Source organism: Microcoleus sp. Pol11C2 (assembly GCF_036701505.1).
Lineage (GTDB): Bacteria > Cyanobacteriota > Cyanobacteriia > Cyanobacteriales > Microcoleaceae > Microcoleus.
The window spans coordinates 67201-86398 of record NZ_JAUBQX010000009.1 but is presented as its reverse complement, the minus strand read 5'-3'; the positions used below and the strand labels follow the sequence as shown (position 1 = coordinate 86398).

Sequence of the window (19198 nt, the reverse complement as noted above, 5' to 3'; positions counted from 1 at the left end):
TCTTCTCTTCCTTTCTCTTCTTTTCTCATCTCTTCGCGTTTTGCGCCTCTTCGCGGTTCTTTATGAAATTATTTGCCAGCAAGCAAATTAATTCCATCCCCATCAATATGGCAAACCCTAATATTTTCCAAAATGCGCGCTCCCTGCTTTTCATAAAAAGCAATTCCCGGCGCATTCCCAGTATTAACAGTCCATTCCATACGCCCGCAATTTGTGGACTCAGCAATTTGTGCCAAATACTTTAACAGCGCTGTACCGATTCCCATACCGCGCATAGGAGTTTGCACAAATAAATCATCAAGCCAAAGGCACGGCTGGGTCAATAAACTTGAATAGGAGGAATAGAAAAGAGCAAATCCTACCGCTTTTCCGGCAACTTCAGCCAACAAAACCCGCACTAGCGGAGGCTGGCAAAACAACGTTTGCTGCAATTTATCTGCTGTTGCTGCTAACAAATTTTTACATCCATCAAACTCGCTTTTTTGCGAAATAAAATCTACGATTAATTCCAAATCTGCCAGCTCTGCTTCTCTAATTTTGATATCCAAATTAGCCATTGTTTTATTCTCAACTTCGCCTATTAATCACTGTATGAAATGTCTTCATAAATGTCCAATATATGTTTAACTAACCACTTATACTTTTAAAATATCAATGATTGGGGAGCTATGGAACTTCGGCATTTGCGTTATTTCATTGCAGTTGCAGAGGAATTGAATTTCACTCGCGCAGCGGAAAAACTGCACATTGCCCAACCTCCGCTGAGCCAACAAATCCAGCATTTGGAGGCAGAGTTGGGGTTTCAACTGTTTCGCCGCACCAAGCGGACGGTGCATTTAACGGCAGCGGGACAGGTTTTTTTCGAGGAGGCCGGGAAAATTCTGCAGCAAGTCGATCGAGCAATTCAACTCGGCCGACAAACCAGTCGGGGCGAACTCGGCCAACTGACGATCGGCTTTGTGAGTTCTGCAGCACACAACGTGGTTCCAGCGATTTTGCAGACCTTTCGCACTCGGTGTCCCGCCGTCACGCTGGAACTGCACGAACTGACGACAAACGAACAGTTGCAGCGGCTGCGGTTCGGGCAAATTGATATCGGCTTCGTGCGCCCTCCGGTTGAGGAAGATGGGATAAATTCTGAAATCGTTTTTCGAGAACCGCTGATCGTGGCACTTCCACAAACGCATCCGGCGGCCGATCGCACGCATCTTGAATTACGCGAACTTTCCACCGAACCGTTCATTTTATTTCCGCGTTCCCAGGCTCCGGGATTGTACGATGCGATCGTCAGTCTTTGTCAACAAGCAGGTTTTAGCCCGATCGCCGCTCAAGAAGCAATTCAAATGCAAACGATTGTGAGTCTGGTAGCCGCCGAGATGGGAGTGGCGATCGTCCCTGAGTCGATGCAAAATTTCCAGCGCAGCGGGGTTGTTTACAAAGCGCTGCCAGAATCAACCTGCATTGTCGCGATCGCTCTGATTTGGCGCAGCGATCCAACAGCGGCGGTGCAGCGGTTTTTGGAAGTTGCCAGACACATCAGCGGATTTGAGATTTGAGATTGTAAATTTTAGATTGACTGGCAATTTGACAAAGTTATCAAAACTCAAAGATTTTCTGTGCAACAACACCCGTAGAATGATTAATTGATGCTCGGAGTTCGAGCAACTACTGCCGTAAAAGTCGGCACGATGCGACCTGAACGGCTCACAATATCCCACATAACTATTCAGTACAAGAGAGCAAGGGATGGTATTGGCAACAGAAATGGGTTCGTCCCAACCGGAATCCTCTTTCGACCTATCTACTTATCTAGTCAATCGAAAAGAGGCGATCGAGGTAGCTCTCGACAGTGCACTCCCGGTCATCTACCCAGAGAAAATTTACGAAGCAATGCGCTACTCGCTGCTAGCGGGGGGCAAGCGCCTGCGTCCGATCCTGTGTCTGGCTAGCTGCGAATTGGCCGGTGGCACTACATCTATGGCAATTCCGACAGCTTGCGCTTTGGAAATGATCCACACGATGTCGCTGATTCACGACGATTTGCCGGCAATGGACAATGACGACTACCGGCGCGGCAAACTGACGAACCACAAAGTCTACGGCGAGGATATCGCCATTTTGGCTGGCGATGGTTTGCTGACCTATGCTTTTGAATTTATCGCCACTAAAACTGAGAACGTACCCCCCCAGCAGGTGTTGCAGACGATCGCCCATTTAGCGCGGGCATCGGGTGCTGCTGGACTCGTAGGCGGTCAGGTGGTTGATTTGGAATCGGAAGGAAAGACAGATGTTTCTGTGGAAACTTTGAATTACATTCACGCTCACAAAACAGGGGCGCTGTTAGAGGCCTGCGTAGTCTGTGGGGCAATTTTGGCCGGGGCCTCGGCTGCGGATTTGCAGCGGCTGTCTCGTTTCGCTCAAAATATTGGGCTAGCTTTCCAGATAATTGACGACATTCTGGATATTACTGCTACTCAAGAAGAACTGGGCAAAACTGCTGGCAAAGATGTTCAAGCAGGAAAAGTCACTTTTCCCAGTTTGTGGGGAATTGACGAGTCTCGGCGCCAGGCTTCGCAGCTTGTTGCTGATGCTAAGGCTCAATTGGCAGTGTTTGGGAGCAAAGCTCTACCGCTGCTGGCAATCGCCGATTTTATTACCAGCCGCAGTAACTAGAAATACCAAACACTATGCAGGAAATTTGCAGCAGCATATTCAACAATCATGTACTGGTGGTTGCTTTGCTCGCTTGTCTGGCGGCTCAGATCATGAAGCTGCCGATCGAGTTGGTCAAAAATCGCAAGTTTAATCTTCAGTATTTGGTAACAACGGGGGGAATGCCCAGCGCTCACTCGTCTTTTGTGGGCGCTTTGGCTGCTGGAGTCGGACAAACGATGGGATGGGAAAGCCCGGATTTTGCGATCGCTGCGATCTTTGCAATTATCGTGATGTATGACGCAGCAGGCGTCCGCCAAGCAGCAGGCAAACAAGCTCGCATCCTCAACCAAATTATTGACGAGTTTTTTGAGGAAGATCACAACCTTAATGAGGCTCGCCTGAAAGAGTTGCTGGGACACACTCCTTTTCAAGTGCTTGTAGGTTTGGGGCTGGGAATCACTATTGCTTGGATCGCAGGGCCTGCATATTAGTTAACTGTTAACTGTTAACTGTTAGTTGTTGACTGTTAACTGTTAACTAATCACTACTGACCGAATTCTGCTTGCAAAATATCGTCATTGTCATCGGCGATCGTGGCGACAATAGTAATAACCCGAGAAATTTCCCCGGCCGAGATTTCCGCCATCGTCCGAGTCGATACTACGGCAACTTGATTATCAACAATGGCAAAATGAGATTCTAAAGTAGACAGCCAATTCATTTCTAGAATTTTCCGCATTAATTGAGCTTCATTCTTGGCTGGCAACTGCAGTACAAAAGCCCAAACTGTCAAAGTATCCTCTTCGGTTTCGCCCGTAAGTTGCACGAACACTTCGACACTGCCGTACTTGAACTTCCAAAGATGTCCGCCAGCTTCACTTTGACCGACCATCACTTTTTGGTCTACAGCCATGCTGGCGATGACAGTTTCAATTTCTTCTGCATAGGTGACGGCTGTGGCTTTTTCGACCTGCTCGGAGGCGATCGCACTTTCACTTGAGAGGCTTTCTGCGGAAGCTGTTTGTATGTTCGGCTCGCTGGTAGTCATGATTATATTTAGATGGAAAACTATTCCAATAATCAGTTTACTTGCTAAAGCTTAAAATTATGACTTTAAATAACTGGTTCCGAGGCTATGCCTGGGAACCAGTATATCTCGCTTGTTTGCGGAGGCAGACGCAAGTTTGACTTGCAGAAGGGTTTCAACCGGGTTCGCGATCGTTTTTAAGCCTTGGGCTTAGTCGCCGCCGGCTTCTTCTCAATGGTATTCAAGCCGTTGAGGAACATGGGCACCAATTTCTCCATAAATGCCTGCGGGTCGCGGTTCCAGGCCCGCTGAGCTACATCAACTCTGGTCATTTGCAGATCCGGGGCCAGCAGGGTTCTGGGCAAGCGTTCCATCAGGTATTGCGGGCGTTCCCACATCGGCATGGTGTTGGCAATGTCTACCAGGCGGGTGACGCGGCGCAGTTCTGCCCCCAGCATGATATCCATTCCCGATTCAAAAGCTGCTTGTTCGATCGCCACATACTTGCGCTTTGCCTGTTCAACCTTTTGGCGGTGTTCCGGGCTTTTGTCGGCGATTTGGGCCAGCCAGCGGTTGCCCCAGCGGACGTGACCAGCTTCTTCTGGAAAAATCTTTTCGATTGTTTCGCGGATTTTGATGTTTTCTGCGGTTTGGGGAGCCTGTTTGAGGGCGTGGATGTGCGCGCCGAAATACTCGCATCCTCGCTTCTCGGTGACGTTAATCGCGGCGAGGGAAGAAATTACAAAGTCTTCGCGGTTTTTGGTAGGGTCTTGTTGTTCGCTGTCATACAACCTTTCAAATTCGTCAATGTAGGAGACTCCTGGCGGCGTTCCCACATTTTGGCCGAGGTCTACCAGCAAGTCGGTGAGCCACATGGCGTGCCGCGCTTCGTCGGAAATGTGCCGAGAAAGGTCGCGCACGAGTTCGGCTGGTTCCCCGTTTAGCTGTTCGATCACGTCGGTGAGGTCTTTGCAACTGCGCTGTTCGCTAAAGCGGTAGCGGTTGAGGGTGATCAGGTGAATTTCGCGATCGCGCACTACATTAGCTAAAATTTCGCGCGCTCCCATAGCGTTGCGAAGCTTGCGGGGATAGGCAACAGTCATGCTTTTATGTTGTTTTGTAAAGATACTTATATAAGTGTAACGCAGTTTTTTCGACAACAAATTACCTCGCAAGGCAGAAAGTTATTGTTTAGCACGGAGAGTCAATTTTATACAGACAATTTTTTTACTAGCTCAACCAATGACAATAGTTTTGAGTTGCGAGTCATACAATTTCAGATTTTAGATTTTAGATTTTAGATTAAAAATGACTGATGGCTATCAGGGTTGGGAACACGGGCTGACAATTACATTATTTTTTTGTAAACTCATATCACGCAAGCGTTGCGAGTATCGCAGAAAGCAATCTCACGCACTCAAAACTCTTCAGGTTCCGTCGAGTCTTTTGCCTCAACAATAGCAGACTCTTGTTGAAATTTTCGCGCCTCTTCTACTTCCAACCTAGCCAGAGTTGTCGCCACATCGGCTAACTGTAAAGCCAGATTCATCCGACAAACCGGGTTTTTTTCCCTCCAGAGGTCTTTTGCCAAGAAATGTACTCGATAGCGAAACATTTTAATTGAATTTGGCGGAGTAACTTTCACGGTCATAGTCTTTCTTCTGTTGAAGTTTGAATGCGGAGCAGCACCCGTTCTAGCTCCAAGTAAACAAAGGTCAGCATGATTACTTTATCTTCATCGGTGATTGTAACACTACAGGTTGCCGATCGAGGTTCAACGCCTTCGTGCCTGACAACTACATTATATTTTCCCTGCTTCAGGTTATCAAAATTTACATCTGCCTCAAACAGGTCAACTCTCTCCTCAGCCAGCACTCGTCCTTCTTGAGTCAGTAAAGTGACAAACGCAATGCCGTCAACTGAAGTCATGGCGACGTTACTTTGATTGCGGATCATCACAAAAATATCGGACATCGTTTGGTCATTGTTAATTGCTAATGGCTAATTTAGAATGAGTGCAGAATCTCACAAACAAAAGAGCATAAATACGGTGAATTCTTTCAAATTTTTGCTAATTTGGACTGCTTTTGCAGCGGTTCTCGGTTTGGAAAAAAGTGGGGCGCTTGCTGCTGTCTGGGATATCTCTGAGACAGAGCCTTATTTACAGCTTCACGGCGTGCGGGTTGGTCAAAGGGACGATCGCAATTTAAGCAACTCAAAAGGTACATTAAAAGAAGGCAGTGCCATCTCTATCGATCCTGATGAAGTTACGGGCCTACCAAAAGCTGAGGCGAGGACACGTTTCATTCTAAATAAGATATATCGGGTTCAGGAAGGCACTGCCGCTGACGATTTATTTATTGTTGATGAGAAAGCAACTAAATGGGCTGTAGAGGATGTCTCTGAGGCTACAAGGGGTGCTACTACTCACAGCGTTGCTCAGATAGTGTCGGGTAACGGGAGAGTTAGGGCGCTGATCCAGAAGTTCTAAATTTAAAAAAAACGCCGCTTTTAAGGGCGACGTTCTTATTAATTAAAAATCACCGGTTAAAAATGATAAAATTACCAGTTTTAACTTTTAATTTTTAATTCTTAATTTTCTAACAGTCGTAGTATAGAGCAAACTCGTAGGGGTGAGGACGCAGCCGCATGGGGTTGACTTCATTGTCGAGTTTGTAGGAAATCCAGGTTTGGATGAAGTCTTCGGTAAATACGCCACTTTCAGTTAAGAAACTGTGGTCTTTTTCTAAAGCTTCTAAAGCGCCTTCCAAAGAACCGGGAGTCGAAGGAATCTTGCTCAATTCTTCAGGGGAAAGGTCGTAGATATCTACGTCCAAAGGTTCGCCCGGATCGATTTGATTCTTGATGCCGTCTATGCCGGCGCACAGCATGGCTGCAAATGCTAAATAGGGGTTGGATGTGGCATCGGGACAGCGGAATTCTAACCGCTTGGCTTTGGGGTTGGTTCCCGACAACGGAATCCGCACTGATGCCGATCGATTCCCTTGAGAGTAAGCTAAGTTTACAGGCGCTTCAAAGCCCGGAACTAAACGCTTGTAGGAATTTGTCGTGGGGTTGGTGATTGCCAAAAGTGCCGGTGCGTGCTTGAGAATGCCGCCGATGTAATGCAGTCCCATTTGACTGAAACCAGCATATTGATCGCCTGCAAATAGAGGTTGGCCGTCTTTCCAAATCGACTGGTGAACGTGCATCCCGGAACCGTTGTCGTTAAACAGCGGTTTGGGCATGAAGGTGATGGTTTTGCCGTATTTTTTTCCGACGTTTTTGATTACGTATTTGTAAGTCAGCAAGTAGTCGGCGGCTTGTACTAAAGTGGCAAAGCGGAAACCTAGTTCGCATTGACCGCCGGTGGCGACTTCGTGGTGGTGTTTTTCGATGGGTACGCCGCATTTTGCCATTGTCAGCAGCATTTCCGTTCTCATGTCTTGAGAGGTATCGGTTGGTGCTACTGGGAAATAACCTTCTTTGTAACGCGGTTTGTAGCCGAGGTTGCCGCCTGCTTCTTCTTTGCCGGAATTCCAGCGACCTTCGATCGAATCTACGTAATAGTAGCCGGAATTTTGGGTTTGGTCGAAGCGAACGTCGTCAAAAATAAAGAATTCTGCTTCCGGGCCAAAGAATGCTGTATCGCCGAGACCCGTGGAAAGCAAGTAGTCTATGGCTTTTTGGGCAATGGTGCGGGGACAGCGACTGTACGGTTCGCCCGTGCGGGGTTCTTTGATGCTGCAAATGAAGCTGATGGTCGGTTCTGCCATGAACGGGTCCATCCAAGCGGTGGTCGGATCGATGACCATCGTCATGTCTGATTCGTTGATGGCTTTCCAGCCCCGAATGCTGGAACCGTCGAAGGGTACGCCGTCTGTGAATGCGGTTTCGTCGATTTGGTCGTGGTACAGGGAAAGGTGTTGCCAGATCCCCGGCATATCGATGAACTTTAGGTCAACGATCTGGATTTGATTTTCTTTTATGTAGTTTAAGGCTTCTTGGGGTGTCTGGAACATGACTTACTCCTGATATTGGTTGTGTCTTGGCGATCGGCCGATTTCAGACTGTTTGGGCGATCGTAGGCCTTCAGTATCCACTATTTTGTATCTATGGCTACAAAATTTTGAAATAGGGGCCCACTGCGGCCGGGCAGTTTGAGATTCTTGCCCTGTGGGTTATTTTTCGGCTGAAGATACCAGGCAAACGGCTAAATTTTACGACAGTTTGCCACGGATAGACTACCCTTCGTGAAAATCCTATCTCAAATCTTAATCAAACGCCGATTTGTAGTAGTCTACAATAGGCGGTCTGTCTCAGATAGCAAAGTATTGATAAAGATTTTTGGGAGAGAAACTTATGCGCGATGCAGTGACGAGCCTGATTGAAAACTATGATGTTGCTGGTAGGTATTTAGACCGAGATGGTATCGATCGGTTGAAATCTTATTTTGCAACGGGCACGGCACGGGTACAGGCGGCGGCTGCGATTAACAGCAATGCTGCGGCAATTGTCAAGCAAGCTGGTATCCAGCTATTTGCTGAACAGCCGGAACTGATCCGTCCCGGGGGAAATGCCTACACGACTCGTCGCTACGCGGCTTGTCTGCGGGATATGGACTACTACTTGCGCTATGCTACTTACGCCCTAGTGGCTGGAAGTACCGACGTGCTCGACGAGCGCGTGCTGCAAGGTTTGCGAGAAACTTACAATTCTCTAAGCGTTCCCATTGGCCCGACGGTGATGGGGATTAGCATTATGAAGGAGATGGTTAAGGCTCAGGTGGAAGCTGCTGGCTTGTCTGTGGGGCCTTTTTTGGATCAGCCTTTTGATTACATGATTCGCGAATTGAGCGAACAAGATATTTAAGTCAATTTGCTAGTTCTTTTAGCAGCAAATTGCACTTATGGCTGGCAGTTAGCAGCAGTTAGATTGATCGCTTTTTTTGGCCTCACAGCCTCCAAGCGATCTTTTTTTATGGGTTATACAATTTTAGATTAAAGATTTCCGATTAAAAATTATAGATTAAAATTTGAATAATTGGGAATGACTTATGAATTAAGGGTTTGGATCTTCCCTATAATTGCATTCTTGTTTGAAACTGGTGCTAAAAATCGTCAACACATCCCCAGACGAGGCATTTGTCAAGGGGATTTTTGGTTTGGCGCAGAGCGATTTGTGCGGTGGTTGTTGCTTCTACTTCGCCATTGGGGTAAAGAATGTGGATGATGTCACCGCTCAGGAAGGCGAGGGGATTTTCTTGACAATTGCCCGGATTTCTGATAGGAAAGTTAATTGTTTTCATGGTCGATCGCCCTGATGGTATTTGTAGCGCTTTTAGCTCCAGATAAATCATCTGCTAGCAGCCAAAATTTTTGTGTGATTCTATGACTGTAGATCTGTGATAAAACTACACACTCAGAGCGATCTCAGTCACATAATGTGAGGTGAGGCGATCGCCCCGTGATGATCTCAAAACCAAAATAATCGGCAAAAATTAGCAGTCGGGCTTGTGCGTAAGTGCTAATCTGGTACTGTTCTTAACCCTATCCGTACAGATTAAAAACCTTGGCTAAACAGCGACTAGACACTTTATTGGTCAGCCTAGATTTGTGCAGTTCGAGACAGCAAGCTCAGGCCTTGATTCGCACTGGGAAAGTCTCCATCAACCAACAGGTAGTTGACAAACCGGGCACTGAGGTCGATACTGCAGCAAAAATTCAGATTAAAGAGCGATCGCGCTATGTTTCCAGAGGCGGCGACAAATTAGCCAAAGCTTTAGAAGTTTTTGCGATTCCCGTTGCAGGCAGAATTTGTCTCGACGGCGGGATCTCCACAGGCGGTTTTACCGACTGTCTGCTGCAAGCCGGGGCCGCGCTAGTGTATGGCGTAGATGTTGGCTACGGTCAAGCAGATTGGGGCTTGCGTAACGATCCGAGGGTAATTTTGAAAGAACGCACCAATTTGCGGTACATGACTGCTACTGAGCTTTACGCCGACTCTGCGCCAGCAGATTTGGCGGTAGTAGATGTGTCGTTTATTTCCCTGGATAAGATTTTACCCGCGCTGTGGGAATTGTTGGTACCACCGCGAGAAGCGGTGTTGCTGGTAAAACCGCAGTTTGAGGTAGGGCGCGAGAGAGTCGGGAAAAAAGGCGTAGTGCGAGACTCAGCAACTCAAGCTGATGCGATTTTTCAAGTGTGGAAGGCAGCCACAGCTTTAGGATGGCAGGAACGTGGCTTAACGTGGTCGCCTTTACTTGGCCCGGCAGGTAATATCGAGTATCTTTTATGGTTGGGGATCGATCGCGAACAGGAGCCAGAGCCGAGGGCGATCGAAGAGGATGTTGTGAAGGAACGGATCGCACAAGTCACCAAAGCAGCCGCGCGGGAACTTGTCGATCGAGTGTAGATTGTAGATTTTAGATTGATTTCAAGATGTCAAGCTAATCTATTTTAAAAATCAAATTTGGAACTCCAGATTGCTCTAAATTTTAAATAATTTTTGTCAATCAGACTCCTAAACTTTCACTTAGTGAATAATTCCATGCAATCATTCAAACAAGCCGGTTCAATTTTACTTTACGTTCTAGGTGGCATCGGGTATGTGGCGATTGTAGCTACTATTGTAGGCGTTTCAATTCTCATCAAGTGGGCCGCTTTGCTACTGGCAGACAAATTATTATATACAATTCTGATTATCGGCGATTTGTTGAGGGGTATCGAAATTATTGAACTATTAAATATATTGGTATTTGCTTTTATCGGTATGGGAGTGGGTGTGGCGACAAGGCTTCTACACCCTCAATACGGTCGCAAAATTAGTGCTGCTTTGTTGATAGTTATAGTTCCCTTAGTTTTCATGATTACGCCAGCCATTCGATATAATTCTTGGCTGGACAAAGTGGAAGAATCGGATAAATTATCGCCTCCGCAAACTGCAACCTTAACTAACTCATTTTTGAATAGAAAAGTAGGATTGCCTGGTTTTATCGGTTATTACGTATATACGGGTCAGTTTCCCGTTATTCCGACGAAACAATCGGAGATGAAAGACCTCGACAGCTTTGAAAAAAAAGTTAATTCCAGATTTGTACAGTTCACAGGTATTGCTCCGACTATTGTTTCTTGGTCAATGCGGGTTTGTTTTTGGCTGATTAGAATATTTTACTTTTCTATAGCGGTAATTGCGACGATCGCCCATTTTAGGGAAGGTGTTAGAATCGCGAGACGGTAATACGATTTTCGATTTTCGATTAAATAATTGGGAATCACTGATGAAGATCGTGGTTGGAAGCTTACCTAAAGTTGCATTGTTCTTGAAAATTGTATAAGAATAAAAGCAGTAGAGTGCGTCAGATCCTAGCTTTTGGATTATTCACAAATAACCATCTGCTGACGTACCCTACTCAACTATTAGGGCAATTTTTAATTGCCAATTTTAAACTCTTGCTGCAAGCGATCGATAATTGTATTACGCTCGATAGTGGCGAGAATTTCTTGAATTACCGTATCTTGTCCCAGGGGGCCCCAGGTGCAGCCTTTTTCTAAGTAAACTTGGGCGGCGCGACCGACAGCGTAGGTTCCATAAGCTGCTAAACTAGCTTGAGTGACAGCAACTCCGGCAAAAGTAGAAAAGCCGATGTGCGGGGCCGCAGCCGCTGCACTTTTGCCAAATCCCAACAGAAAACTGCTACCCAATTCTCCCAAAAGTACGCCGCCAGCACTGGAGAAAATAGTCTGCCAAAGTTTCCCGGCTTCGTAACCAGTCATGGGTAAGCCGTAAAGTCTGGATAAAGAGCGAATTAAGGCTAAATCTGCGACACTTGCTCCCATTACATCCAAGAATGCCACTGGATTTAAACCGACAGCCAAAGCTTTATATTTTGCAAATTGCCAGATTAAATCTTCGGCTTCTGTTTGTCGCAATTTGAGAACGTGACGGGCAATGTTTGCTTCGGCATCTCTAGCTTCAACTAAAGCATTTAGAGCGAGGAGCGATCGACCTTCTCTGTTAAGAATGGTGAGAATTTTATTTTTTAGTTCGTCTATCTGCGCGGGCGGCGACTCCCATTCGTAAGTGACTCTTCCGTCGGACCATTCCACCCGCACTTGCACCGGCGCTGGTTCGGCAGCTACCATAACTATTTCTAAAGATTTGGAAGTTTTAGCGGGTGATTTTGCAGTAGATTTATCTGAGGAGTTGTTTGGGGGTTCGGACAAATTTTCGCTATCTGTTTCCTCTTTTACCGCAGCGGCTGCTAACTCTTCAGAATTTGCCAGCGCTTGCAAACTTTGGAAAATAGCTTTTCTGTCTAATTCTGGATAAAGGTCTATTTTATTAAAAACTAAAATTACCGGTTTTTGAGCTGTTTGCAATTCGCACAGTGCTTGATATTCAGTCCGGGTGATATCGCCTGCAACGACAAACAGAATTAAGTCAGCTTGGCGAGTTACTTGTTTCGCCATTTCGCCCCGCACTTCGCCGCCAACTTCATCAAGTCCGGGAGTATCGATTAATTCTACTTGCACCCCTCCTTTCCCAAGGGGGGGTTGGGGGGATTCCTCGCTGTCCAGGAAGGATAAAGGCACACTCCAGCGCACGGAACGCGGCCACTGAGTCACGCCGTTGAGAGGGCCTGTTTGCAGAATTTTGTGACCTAAAAGCGCGTTTAATACGGCTGACTTGCCACGGCTGACTAAGCCGAAAGTAGCAATGCGGATTATGTTGTGGTCTAGTTTTTCTGAGGTGGAAGTTAAGATATCTAACTGATATTGCAGCGCCGCTTCTAATTCTGTATTATTCGAGTTTTTTTTCCCTTGGCGCAGGTGGGAATAGCGCGCCAGGGCTTCGCGCAAACTGGCACGGGCAAGAGATAAGCGATTTTCTTGAAGGGAATTGTCAGCCATTGGCGATCGGCTTTTTTAAGCAGGTATAATTGATCGTCGAATTATAAATCCTATTTCTTATTTTAATACAATTTTTCATAAATTTATAATTTTTTATTGGGAAATTAGGTAGGGACACGGCAGTGCCGTGTCCCTACGCATATCGTGGGCAATCGACCGGATTTAATATCAGATATCCTGGGCGATTGACCGGATTTAATATCAGATGCTGGACTAATTGTAATTGACCGCTAAATTAACCGTTTCTTAATGGGCTGCAGCTAGGACACGGCACTGCCGTGTCCCTACGGATATCATGGGCGATCGACCGAATGTAACAACATCAGATGCTGGACTACTTCTAATTGACCGCCGACTTAACGGTTTCGGGCCCAGATACCTGAGATGAAAGGCGACTCGCCACTTGGTTGACGAAAGATTGCAAGAAGGAAACTTGCTGATTTTGCGTAAAGACTGCTTGCAAAGTTTTAGTCAACTGTTCGAGATTGAAAATGCCTTTGGGAGCATTTTCCAGTTCTTGACTTTGGAAATATTCAATTAAACTCAGTCCTGCTATTCTGGTAAAATAGGCAGCACTAATTCCCTGCACCGCGCCTCCTGCTACATAGGTGACGGCATTGCTTTTCAGCAGTCCAGTAATAGTTTGGGTAGACAGTTCTACTAATCCCAATTTAAACATTTGATTAGCTAAAGTACCCGCTACTGTCTTAGCTTGGTCTAAGGAAAACTGTTGCTGATAAATAGCGCCGAGATCGATTACGAGTTGGGTGCTGATGGCGGTTGTTGCTAGCAAGTCTAAAGCGGGAACCGGATTAGCAAACACGGTGGCGGCGGCGATGTACTGATATTGTTCAATAATGGGAATTGCCCGATCGCGCCTGACTGCATTTAATAAGGCTTTTGCCTCTAGCTTGATACTTGCAGCCTCGCGCACTGCACTCGCCCAGACCAACTGTTGCCGTTCTTCAGTTAAGATTTTAGTCAATCTTTCCGTCAGCCCGTCGAGTTGAGAAACTTGATTTTCGATCCGTTCTTGAACTGTGCCGTCCGCTTGGTGGCGGCGCACTTTAATAGAATTGGGAGAAGCTGCGATCGCAATTATCTCTTCTGTCCCCAATATTCCTTGCATTTTCTGCTGCAAAGAGTGCAAAACCTGCGACTGCTGTTCTGGTAAATATTGGTCTTGTTTGTTCCAGACTAGCAGCACGCGCTGACCGGCGGACGCTAGCTGAGATAATGTTTTAAATTCGGAATCTGTGATGTCGCCGGCTGTCACAAACAGCACTAAATCACCGCCGATTTTGGCATCGGCATTTGTATTAGCAAACAGCGCTGCGGTTTCTTGTAAACTAAGCTTTTGCGGGTGTTGAGATGCCCAATTAGAATTTAAAACTTGAATTAAGGCTGTTTTGCCGACAGCTTTGCCGCCAGTTACGGTAATCCGTAAATCTTCTCTGTCTAATTCGGCTCTGAGCCGATCGAGCTTTGCTGTTAGATTAGCAGGATCGGCAGAGTTTGGAGCTTCTGAAGCCAGCAATTTAATTGCGGTTTCTGAAGCCGCGATCCCTTTTTCGGCTGCTTCCCTGTTGGCCAAGGGTTGCGGGAGTGCGAGTTCTAGTTTGGGGGATTGTTGCTTCCACCACCAATACCCCGCACCGGCAGCCGCCAAGCCGATGAGTGCCGTTTCGCCCATTTCTGAACCCGAATGCTGTAGAGTTTCCAGCAGCCACAGTGCTGCTGAAAGTCCTATTCCGCCTATCAAAATCGGTCGCCGCAAGTTAAGTGTCATTTTTCCCTTCCTGTGGGTATTGTCGCCAAGCTTAACCTTACCGGGCTTGGCCTCCCTCCCTCTATTCCATCGTACCTCTGTGGCATCCAAACTGGCAGGCGGGCGATCCGACTTTTTGCGATCAGGATTTGCGGCCCGGGCGACAATCAACTTTTTGTACTTCTACAAAGAGGGAATGAAGGGCTGAAGCCCTCATTAGAAACCCATAGATTTTTACAGGATGTTGCCAACAGAATAGTTAATTTTTGCTTTATTTTGATAATGCTTGAAACTGCGCTTCAAAAATATCAATTATTTGTTTGGGAATTGCTCGCGGTCGCATGGTGGTAACTTCTACCCAAACCCAAAGCGCCTCTGCTTTTAACAAGATTTCGTCACTTCCAGCTAAGCGAATTTCGTAGCGGCGGACAGCGCGCGGGCCGCGCATTTGTTCGATCCAAGTAGATATCTCCAATCGATCGCCCGAGGCTGCCGATCGCAAATAGTCAATCTCTATCCGCCGCATTACAAAGACGCCGCCCAGTTCCCGGTAGCGATCGAGTGTAAATCCCAAGTGTTCTAAATGTTCGATCGCAGCGTGTTCTAAATAATGCTGGTAAACAGCATTATTTACGTGACCGAGGGCGTCCATTTCATAATGTCGCACTCTAATTTCTGTAGTAAATGGTGTCAATTTCTCACCTTTCCACTTGTTGCGGTATTTTGTAGTTCCGAGTGCGATCGCACTCTGGGTCGATACTCGCTCGGAACTGATTGCAAGTTACACTCAATAGTTGAAACGTCACTGCTTCCAGGTTAATCTTAGTCCTGGAAGCACAGACGGTCATCACCTGGGTTTTTTTATGACAATACACTGGCTTAAAACCCTAAGTCTTGGTTGAAAAACCCGGTTTCTTGGTTCTGAGTGCGTCCCGGACTAAATCTTTGAGAAATCGGACGGGTAATTGTTTAGTCTCCCAGACAAATCCCTAAACCGCGGGCCGTTTTAACCAGAGTACCATTGAACTCTACAGGTCTGTATTTGGCGATCGCATCTTCCAGAGGAACGCTCACCACTTCCCGTTTTTGCCAAGATACCATGCAGTCGTATTTCTCTTCGGCAACTAAATCAACTGCTGCCACGCCAAAAGCCGAAGCAATTAATCTTTCTAGCGGTGAAGGAGTTCCCCCGCGTTGAGTATGTCCCAAAACGGTGACGCGAGTTTCTGCACCGCTACAGTCAGAAATTGTATCAGCTAAATACTGACCAATTCCCCCTAATCGACTTTGACCTAAGCGATTTGTGTGCATTACTAACTCGCCTGCTTCTGTACGAACTGCCTCCGCTACTATAATTAAACAGTAGTTTTTTCCCCGGTCTTGGCGTTCTTGAATTTGGGCACAGATTTGGGAAATTTTGTAAGGGATTTCGGGAATCAGAATTATATCAGCTCCCCCAGAAATTCCGGCACTGATCGCAATATGTCCAGCGTCGCGTCCCATGACTTCAACAATCATAACGCGACTGTGACTAGCCGCAGTAAAATGCAAGCGATCTAGTGCTTCTGTAGCAATATTGACAGCCGTATCAAAACCGATAGAACGCTCAGTAATTCCGACATCATTATCAATAGTTTTAGGAATAGCAACTAAATTCAAATTGCCTTGTAGAGCAATCTTCCTGAGAATGGCGAGACTGCCATCGCCACCAATGCCGATTAAGGCATCCAAACCTAGTTGATGATAGCCTTCGATAATGTCCTCAGAACGATCGCGTAGACTCCCATCAGACATCGGGAAGGCAAAAGGGTTGCCCTCATTTGTCGTGCCTAGCATCGTACCGCCAATGGTGAGCCACGAGTCTACTTTCTCAATATCCAAGGGAATTGCTTGAGGCGGACGACTCATCAATCCCTTGGTGGCTTGACGAATGCCCATCACTTTCCAATTGTAAGTTCCCGTTGCGCGGTGGACAACGGCTCGGATAACTGCGTTTAAGCCTGCACAGTCACCCCCGCTGGTGAGGATACCGATACATTTTTGTTCTCCCATAATTAATGCCCGACTTTTGTTACTCCGAATATGAGTTGATATTTTTAGATCCCGATCGCCCAATCCTGATTTTCGACGTAAATAGGTAGGCGAAAATAAACTTTACTCTGTAACAGAATGTAAAGCTATCATAACTTTTGTGATTGCTTTCATAAGATATCGCTCATTCAGGGAGCTTTTCACTCACTTTTGACTACTTATGTATTTTCAAGCTTCATCGACCTAATGGAGTGCCTCATCTCTGACGCATCCCACAAGTTCGATCGCCAACTAAGTAGCATCGCCAATCACCGTCTCCAACAAAACATCAATTTTACTTCGGATTGAGACGTTTAGAAACTTGGTTAATTATACCGCTGAGAATAGCACCGCCCATAAGAATTCCTAGGGCGGGATTAAATACGGGCTGCCAGAGACTGTACCACAAATCAAAACCGAGATTCACCCCAGTCGATCGACCTGCTACTGCGATCACAAACCACCCAAAAATGGCAAAGACGAAAAACACATCAGCTACTAAAATCAAGTTAAGCAAGTTAAGAAATTTATCTTTCATTGTCGAGGGTTCCTTTTGAGTGTATATGTGTCCAGTTTTGGCAAGCGGTTGGTAATGGAGCAGATTGATAGCTGCAACTGGCGATCGAATAAAGATAAAATATCATTCAATTGTTTTCGCGCACAGGCTGTCAAAATATGGTTCGCTATACACTTCCTCAAAGCCCCGAAATTATTTTAACTGTCAAGGGGAAAGATTCAGCCAAAGCCCGGGAAGAAGCGATGGATCGGCTGATGGATCTCATGGATGAGGGCAAGCTGCCTACGGAACTCGTGGAGGGATTTGGGCCCAAGCAGTTTGTTGAAGTTAAGGATATCGAAGATGCTGCGTCTGAAGGCGAGGACGCGATTACTGAAGCCGTCCAGATTTTGAGCAATTTGGCAAGTCTCAAATTGAAAGTCATGGAATCCCGCGAAGAAGCACTCAAAATCCGGGCGGCGATCGACATTTTGTTTACAGATGAGGCTGTGACTGCCGAGGAAATTGGTCGTTTGAAAGATGGTTTCAAGGTTCTCAAAAACTTCGCTCAAGCTAATGTCCGCTATCGAGAAGCTAGAAGTAAAGCCGAAGAAGCACGGGCAATTCTCGACGAAGCTTTGCAATCTGTAGAACCCGAAAACAAGGCGCAGAAATCCGCGAAATAGTAGCAGGTTGGGTTTAAACTCACATCTTGCACCATTCTCAAGAACAGGCAAGATGCCTGTTCCACAAGAAAATTTAATGTATATTGCGCAACAGGCATCTTGCCTGTTCATAAAAAGCTTATTGACAATGGTGCCACATCTGAGTTTAAACCTATTTCTGTCATTGCGAGCCGAAACGAAGCAATCGCCGAGTTTTGCCATTGCTTCGTTTCTTTATTCGCACATACAATAACTCTGCTGCAAGACATAATATTAAGTTTGTCCACATTGAAATCTGGAAAAAATTGTGAACCAACAACAAACAGGAATTCTCAGAAACTCGATGTCAGGCAGCTTGCTGCTGGCTAAACAGTTAGGTTTTGAACCCAAAACTGTGATTGATGTCGGCGCGGCATTGGGAACTTTTAACCTTTACGAAACTTTCCCCAATTCGCGACATTTGCTAATTGAGCCAATCGCCGAAAATGAACCTTATCTGGCCAAAATTTGCCGCAAGCTCAAAAGTGCAGAATACATTATCGCTGCGGCGAGCAAAGAAGCGGGAGTTTTCACCCTCAACGTCAGTCCCGGTATGGTGCATTCTTCACTTTCTGAAAATCGCGTTACTGATAGCAGCAATCCTTATTTGAGAAACATACCAGCAATTACCCTGGATGGAATATGCGGGGAAAGAAATTTGCCAGGCCCGTATTTAATTAAAGTTGATGTAGACGGACAGGAATTAGATGTTTTAGCAGGCGCAACTGAGATTTTGCAGCAGACTGAATATGTAATTGTAGAAGTTACTTTGTTCGGTCAGATGTATGATGTAATGAGTTTTATGAAGTCCCAAGGATTCGCAGCTTACGATATTGTTGATTTGTCATATCGCCCGATTGATAAGGCTTTGTGGCAAGTTGACATGGCTTTTGTGAAGGAATCCGGTCACTTCAGAAGAGAGAAAGGTTTCGCGACAGGAGAGCAGGATCTCGAAGCACTTAATTCGCATCTCAAAGCTTATCGGGAAAGTTACATGAAATACATTGACACTCATTACAGCGACCCAATAGAGCCGGAACCGCAGGTCACTGAAGCTGTTGTGGGCGAAGATTATGTCATCATTTAACTCAAGTTGCTTCCATCTGATACTAAATCCGGGTCGCACTTCGTACTTGATTTAATTAATCCTCAACACCTAAAAAACTGGTTTTCTAAATGCTGCTGTTGTCATCTATAAGCTTGCAATCTGCTGTAAATTGGCTTTCATTGGATATCAGAAAGTGGGAATGCCTTAATGCGGGTCTCACCATGATAGAAACATCAATGCAGCTAAAAACATTAGAGATCAAGGTTTACGGATTTGAGACGTAGGGCATACCTCCCTAGCTTCTGGAGCTAGAGTAAGACCAAGTAAAGGCACTGCTTTTACTTGGCATCAAGCTGTGAAGGAAGCATTCCCCGTCAAGCTACGCTGTGACGGGGGAGTGTCAACTACCACAATTAATCCCAAGGCGCTTTTGTTGTGAATCGTTGAGTTGCTGGCGGTCGAAGCTGTCAACCATCAACCAGTGGAGGCTTTCAATGGTAGTTCTTTATTGCAAGGTA

21 protein-coding genes are annotated in these 19198 nt (G+C 46.1%); 9 read left to right on the top strand and 12 right to left on the bottom strand.

Annotated features, from left to right (window positions below):
* Positions 1-68: 68 nt before the first annotated feature.
* Complete coding sequence (locus tag QUA42_RS08315; protein ID WP_333136758.1) at positions 69-557, bottom strand: GNAT family N-acetyltransferase; 489 nt, start codon at positions 555-557, stop codon at positions 69-71.
* 111 nt (positions 558-668) lie between these two features.
* Here QUA42_RS08315 and QUA42_RS08310 point away from each other — a divergent pair, with 111 nt between their 5' ends.
* The 3 genes from QUA42_RS08310 (at position 669) to QUA42_RS08300 (ending at position 3146) form a co-directional block, all read left to right on the top strand.
* Positions 669-1556: a LysR family transcriptional regulator gene (locus tag QUA42_RS08310; protein WP_333136756.1), complete on the top strand. Its 888-nt coding sequence runs from the start codon at positions 669-671 to the stop codon at positions 1554-1556.
* 190 nt (positions 1557-1746) lie between these two features.
* Entirely contained in the window at positions 1747-2673 is a 927-nt protein-coding gene (gene crtE, locus QUA42_RS08305) for a geranylgeranyl diphosphate synthase CrtE (RefSeq protein ID WP_333136754.1), read from the top strand.
* A 14-nt stretch (positions 2674-2687) separates the two neighbouring features.
* On the top strand, positions 2688-3146 hold the full coding sequence (locus QUA42_RS08300) for a divergent PAP2 family protein (RefSeq protein ID WP_333136752.1): 459 nt from the start codon (positions 2688-2690) through the stop codon (positions 3144-3146).
* Positions 3147-3199: 53 nt separating this feature from the next.
* Here the strand turns inward: QUA42_RS08300 and QUA42_RS08295 are convergent, their stop codons facing one another.
* From QUA42_RS08295 to QUA42_RS08280, 4 genes are all read right to left on the bottom strand, one after another.
* Positions 3200-3703, bottom strand: a complete 504-nt coding sequence (locus tag QUA42_RS08295) for a YbjN domain-containing protein (protein ID WP_333136750.1) — start codon at positions 3701-3703, stop codon at positions 3200-3202.
* A 176-nt stretch (positions 3704-3879) separates the two neighbouring features.
* Positions 3880-4785, bottom strand: a complete 906-nt coding sequence (locus QUA42_RS08290; RefSeq protein ID WP_333136748.1) for a ferritin-like domain-containing protein — start codon at positions 4783-4785, stop codon at positions 3880-3882.
* Between the two features lie 314 nt (positions 4786-5099).
* The gene (locus QUA42_RS08285) at positions 5100-5333 is read right to left on the bottom strand and encodes a hypothetical protein (RefSeq protein ID WP_333136746.1); all 234 of its coding nucleotides are present in this window, start codon (positions 5331-5333) and stop codon (positions 5100-5102) included.
* Complete coding sequence (locus QUA42_RS08280) at positions 5330-5656, bottom strand: hypothetical protein (protein WP_333136744.1); 327 nt, start codon at positions 5654-5656, stop codon at positions 5330-5332. The genes QUA42_RS08285 and QUA42_RS08280 overlap by 4 nt, the downstream gene beginning before the upstream one ends.
* 37 nt (positions 5657-5693) lie before the next feature.
* Here QUA42_RS08280 and QUA42_RS08275 point away from each other — a divergent pair, with 37 nt between their 5' ends.
* Positions 5694-6173 (top strand): hypothetical protein, encoded by a 480-nt coding sequence (locus QUA42_RS08275; protein WP_333136742.1) that lies wholly within the window; start codon positions 5694-5696, stop codon positions 6171-6173.
* A 109-nt stretch (positions 6174-6282) separates the two neighbouring features.
* Here the strand turns inward: QUA42_RS08275 and glnA are convergent, their stop codons facing one another.
* Entirely contained in the window at positions 6283-7704 is a 1422-nt protein-coding gene (gene glnA / locus QUA42_RS08270; protein ID WP_333136740.1) for a type I glutamate--ammonia ligase, read from the bottom strand.
* Between the two features lie 340 nt (positions 7705-8044).
* Between glnA and apcB the strand changes: the two genes are divergently transcribed.
* A complete protein-coding gene (gene apcB / locus QUA42_RS08265) occupies positions 8045-8554 on the top strand; it encodes an allophycocyanin subunit beta (RefSeq protein ID WP_293258696.1) in 510 nt (169 codons plus the stop codon).
* A 238-nt stretch (positions 8555-8792) separates the two neighbouring features.
* On the opposite strand, the gene QUA42_RS08260 is transcribed toward apcB, so the two are convergent.
* Complete coding sequence (locus QUA42_RS08260) at positions 8793-8990, bottom strand: hypothetical protein (RefSeq protein ID WP_333136738.1); 198 nt, start codon at positions 8988-8990, stop codon at positions 8793-8795.
* A 263-nt stretch (positions 8991-9253) separates the two neighbouring features.
* On the opposite strand from QUA42_RS08260, the gene QUA42_RS08255 reads away from it, so the two are divergent.
* Positions 9254-10096 carry a TlyA family RNA methyltransferase gene (locus QUA42_RS08255; protein WP_333136736.1) on the top strand — a complete coding sequence of 281 codons (843 nt, stop codon included), beginning with the start codon at positions 9254-9256 and terminating at the stop codon, positions 10094-10096.
* 135 nt (positions 10097-10231) lie between these two features.
* Positions 10232-10921 (top strand): hypothetical protein, encoded by a 690-nt coding sequence (locus QUA42_RS08250; RefSeq protein WP_333136734.1) that lies wholly within the window; start codon positions 10232-10234, stop codon positions 10919-10921.
* A 191-nt stretch (positions 10922-11112) separates the two neighbouring features.
* Here the strand turns inward: QUA42_RS08250 and QUA42_RS08245 are convergent, their stop codons facing one another.
* The 5 genes from QUA42_RS08245 to QUA42_RS08225 all read right to left on the bottom strand — a co-directional run bounded on the left by QUA42_RS08245 (position 11113) and on the right by QUA42_RS08225 (position 16970).
* Positions 11113-12594, bottom strand: a complete 1482-nt coding sequence (locus QUA42_RS08245; protein ID WP_333136732.1) for a DUF697 domain-containing protein — start codon at positions 12592-12594, stop codon at positions 11113-11115.
* A 340-nt stretch (positions 12595-12934) separates the two neighbouring features.
* Positions 12935-14383, bottom strand: coding sequence for a slr1306 family protein (locus QUA42_RS08240; RefSeq protein WP_333136730.1), 1449 nt, complete (start codon positions 14381-14383; stop codon positions 12935-12937).
* A 250-nt stretch (positions 14384-14633) separates the two neighbouring features.
* On the bottom strand, positions 14634-15056 hold the full coding sequence (locus QUA42_RS08235) for a thioesterase family protein (RefSeq protein WP_333136728.1): 423 nt from the start codon (positions 15054-15056) through the stop codon (positions 14634-14636).
* A 275-nt stretch (positions 15057-15331) separates the two neighbouring features.
* Positions 15332-16414: an ATP-dependent 6-phosphofructokinase gene (locus QUA42_RS08230; RefSeq protein WP_333136726.1), complete on the bottom strand. Its 1083-nt coding sequence runs from the start codon at positions 16412-16414 to the stop codon at positions 15332-15334.
* 313 nt (positions 16415-16727) lie between these two features.
* Positions 16728-16970, bottom strand: a complete 243-nt coding sequence (locus tag QUA42_RS08225; protein WP_333036071.1) for a hypothetical protein — start codon at positions 16968-16970, stop codon at positions 16728-16730.
* Positions 16971-17107: 137 nt separating this feature from the next.
* Between QUA42_RS08225 and QUA42_RS08220 the strand changes: the two genes are divergently transcribed.
* Both QUA42_RS08220 and QUA42_RS08215 read left to right on the top strand, forming a co-directional pair.
* Entirely contained in the window at positions 17108-17614 is a 507-nt protein-coding gene (locus QUA42_RS08220) for a hypothetical protein (RefSeq protein WP_006634121.1), read from the top strand.
* Positions 17615-17900: 286 nt separating this feature from the next.
* Complete coding sequence (locus QUA42_RS08215) at positions 17901-18719, top strand: FkbM family methyltransferase (RefSeq protein ID WP_333136723.1); 819 nt, start codon at positions 17901-17903, stop codon at positions 18717-18719.
* Positions 18720-19198 lie beyond the last annotated feature (479 nt).